The sequence below is a fragment of the Streptomyces sp. SID3212 genome, from assembly GCF_009865405.1.
Classification (GTDB): Bacteria; Actinomycetota; Actinomycetes; order Streptomycetales; family Streptomycetaceae; genus Streptomyces.
Genome location: NZ_WWJY01000839.1, coordinates 1 through 3,513, shown reverse-complemented (window position 1 = coordinate 3,513; position 3,513 = coordinate 1). Strand labels below are relative to the sequence as shown.

4 protein-coding genes are annotated in these 3,513 nt (G+C 72.3%); 1 reads left to right on the top strand and 3 read right to left on the bottom strand.

Going from position 1 to position 3,513, the window contains the following annotated elements; genetic code table 11:
* Positions 1–554: MFS transporter (locus GT042_RS25480; RefSeq protein WP_161311069.1), on the bottom strand; the 554-nt coding region annotated here is incomplete at its 3' end.
* A gap of 433 nt (positions 555–987) precedes the next feature.
* Between GT042_RS25480 and GT042_RS25475 the strand changes: the two genes are divergently transcribed.
* Positions 988–1,977 carry a phosphatase PAP2 family protein gene (locus GT042_RS25475; protein WP_161311068.1) on the top strand — a complete coding sequence of 330 codons (990 nt, stop codon included), beginning with the start codon at positions 988–990 and terminating at the stop codon, positions 1,975–1,977.
* 107 nt (positions 1,978–2,084) lie between these two features.
* Here the strand turns inward: GT042_RS25475 and GT042_RS25470 are convergent, their stop codons facing one another.
* Together GT042_RS25470 and GT042_RS25465 are read right to left on the bottom strand one after the other, a co-directional pair.
* Entirely contained in the window at positions 2,085–2,300 is a 216-nt protein-coding gene (locus GT042_RS25470) for an I78 family peptidase inhibitor (protein ID WP_161311067.1), read from the bottom strand.
* A gap of 410 nt (positions 2,301–2,710) precedes the next feature.
* Complete coding sequence (locus GT042_RS25465; RefSeq protein WP_161311066.1) at positions 2,711–3,511, bottom strand: hypothetical protein; 801 nt, start codon at positions 3,509–3,511, stop codon at positions 2,711–2,713.
* Positions 3,512–3,513 lie beyond the last annotated feature (2 nt).

Below are 3,513 nucleotides of genomic sequence, written 5' to 3'. Positions count from 1 at the left end.
GGCAGGTTGATCAGGAAGACCGAGCCCCACCAGAAGTGCTCGACGAGGAAGCCGCCGAGGACGGGCCCCACGGCGGCGCCGACCGCGGCGACCGCCGTCCACACCCCGATGGCCACCGCCCGCTCCCGCCGGTCGGGGAAGACCGCGCGGAGGATGGACAGGGTGGCCGGCATGATCATCGCGCCGCCGACGCCGAGCAGGGCGCGCGCCCCGATCAGCACCATGGGCGAGCCCGCGAAGGCGGCGACGGCGGAGGCCGCCGCGAAGAGCCCGTACCCGAGCAGCAGCACCCGCCGGCGCCCGATGCGGTCGCCGAGGGTGCCGAAGAGGATCAGGAGGGCGGCGCAGACCAACGGGTAGGCGTCCACGATCCAGAGCAGCTGGACGCCGCTGGGGTTCAGGTCCTCGGTGACGGAGGGGACGGCCACGTGCAGCACGGTCGCGTCCAGCGCGACGAGCAGCAGGCTGACGCAGAGGACAACCAGGACGACCCAGCGGTTGGCACCGCCGACGGCGGCGCGCGACCGCGCGGCGGCCGTGGTGGTCCCGGTCATCTGAGTACCTCCCGATGCGTCCCCCGCACTCGGAGGGCCGACCGGGACCCTAGCCTCACCGGGCGACCCCACAGCGACCCAGCGTCGACGCGCGGGTGATCCGCCACAGTACGCGAGGGAACGCGCATGTCACGTGGCGCAGGTCTCACGGTTCGGATCATCCGGTGTGGCGTGCGCCACACCGGCCGCCTCCGTCGCGGCCGGGCCTTCCGCAAGCGGCGGGGAAATTCCACACGGCGTCCCGGTGAACTCATTCTGTTCCGCACAAAGACAGTTCCGGTAACGCCATGCCGGTGAATAGGGTTCGGGGTCCCTTGGATTTCGGGAACAGGGCCGGATAAACCGTGACCTGAGACATACTCCACATCACATCGTCATCACAAAGAGACCTGATCGCCCTGTTCGGTCACTCACTCGCTGTAACGTCGATTGCGTGCGCACCAACATCTTTGCCCGCCTGGATCGGGAGCCGGAGCCGCCGAAGATAGAGATCCCGCGGATGAGTCGCACCCGCAAGGCTCTCCTCGGCGGAACGTTGGCGTTCTATCTCGCCATCGTCGTCGCCGTGCTCGCCGATTCCTGGCTGGTGACCCTCGACTGGAAAGTCATGCTGTTCCGGCCGTACCAGCAGTGGCCGGGACTCCACGCCTTCCTCGACTACTTCGTGGTGCTCGGGCAGCGCGGCCCCACGGCCGTGATGATCGCGGCCTGGCTCGGGTGGCGCTCCTGGCGCCAGCACACGGTGCGGCCCCTGCTGGCTCTGGGCACGGCCCTGCTGCTGCTCAACATCACCGTCGGGGCGGTCAAGATCGGCCTCGGGCGGCTCGGCCCCCACTACGCGACCCAGATCGGCTCGGCGGAGCTCTTCGCCGGCGGCGATATATTTCCTTCGGGACACACCGCCAACGCCGTCGTGACCTGGGGAATCCTGGCCTATCTGGCCAGTACGCCCCGGGCCAGGCGGTATCTGTCGATCACGTCGTCCATGGTGGCCCTGGGGGTCGGCGCGACCACCGTCTACCTGGGTACGCACTGGCTGAGCGACGTGCTCCTGGGCTGGGCCGCGGGGCTGCTGATCCTGCTCGCCCTGCCGTGGTGCGAGCCGATGATCGGCCGGATGGAGCGCGCGATCCTCGCCGTACGGGACACCGTCCTGGACCGGCTGCGCGCCCGCAGGAGGCTCGCGGCGCAGGCCCCGGTCGCCGCGGGCGGTCCCCGGCCGGTCCCGGTGGGGTCGGGGCACGCGGAGGACGACGACACGCCACGTGAGCCGATCGGCGCCGGTCACCCCGGGCGGACGGCGGCCGGGCGGCCCGCGACGCACACGCAGCCGCGCCCGCACGCGGTCCGTTCGGAACGTACGCCCATCACCCCGGCCGGCAGCCGCCGTCCGCCGCGTTCGCGGCCGGTGACGGGCGGCTGAGCGTCCGCCGAGGACGCTCAGCCGTCCAGGCGGCCTTTCAGGACGCTTTCAGGACACGGAAGGCCCCCGGCCCAGGCCGGGGGCCTTTCCCGCGCCCGTGCGGCGTTTCAGCCGCGCCAGCAGCGCACCACCCGGTGGTGCTCGACCTCGAAATTGAGGCGGCCCACCACGTACTCCATGGTGATGATCGCGCCCGGCGGCAGCGCCCGGACCGTTGTCCAGCCCCGCTGCCGGGCCCGGTTCCCGGCGTCGTCGGCGTCGAGGCCCACGTACGAACCGAGGTCGTCGGAGGGCGGGTCCTGGGGGGTCGGTGTGGGTGCCATGCCACTCACGGTAGGCGCCCCGGGGCGCGGAAGGAAGCCGGGCAATCGCCGGACTCGGACCGTTCCCGCCGGTCCGCCGTCACACTTGTGTCACAGGATCACGCCTCCTGGCGCAACGCCACGACTTCACTCGTTCGGCCCTCCGATTCGGCACTCCGGAGTAATTCCACGCCCCCTAAGATCACATAAATTCACCCTTAACGAATTCACACCGGAGCCGCCCCCGCGAGAGCGGTGGAGAATTGTCGGACCATGCGGAATTCACCATTCCCTCGCACGATCCGCCGACGTCGGACACGGCCGGCCCGTTCGTTTTCGGTCATTTCGCTCTCAAGTAAGTGCCACGTCAGCGCCCGGCAGGGGGCGCCTCGCGCGGAGGGAGCGGAGGGAGACGGGACGCGTCCACGCCCCTACGGCGCGTCCGGCGCGGGCTCCAGGCGTACGCAGAGTCCGTTGTCGGCCGCGTAACAGGGCGCGGCCGACCAGGCCTCCGGGCCCGGGCGGACGAAGCGGGGGTAGACGAGGATGTTCCGCTTGTCCCAGATGTCGTCCAGGATGCGGGAGATCCGGATGCCGTCCGCGTCGGGGGCGGGCCGCAGCCACAGGTCCCACCGCTGCCGCCGCCCCACCGGAGCGTCGGTGAGGAGGGCGTACGGCAGGGTGAAGGCGAAGGACGCCCCCCGGCCGGTGACCGGGACCCGGTGGACCCGGCCGCCGCCGCGCAGGCGCGCCTCGGCCACCGCGCCGGGCCGCGCCTCGGCGCCGTACAGCACTCCCCCGACGGTCATCGTGCCCCGCTCGCAGCGGATCGCGCCGGCCTCGGCGTGCGGGGTGCGGACCCAGCTGCGGACGGCGAGGCGGCCGTCGCCCGTCGGGTACGGGATCCGGGCGGCGACCCGGTCGGAGCCGGGGATCCGGTCCACGAGCGCCCGTACGTCCCTGACCCCGGGGCGTACGGCGTGTTCGCCGTCGGCCCCCGTCCTGACGTCCCAGTACCCCTCGGCCAGATGCACCGTGCTGGGCAGCACGGCCCGCAGCGCCGGTCCGGCGCCCGCCCCCGGTCCGTCCCCGCCGCCTCCGGTCAGCGGCAGCCGTACCTCGTGGTCGGTGCCGTCCTCGGGGGCGCCGTCGCGCCGGCGCAGGACGAGCACCGGGGCGGGGCCGGCGGCTCCCGCGAGGTCGAAGGTGATGCCTCCGGCGGAGTCGGCGATGC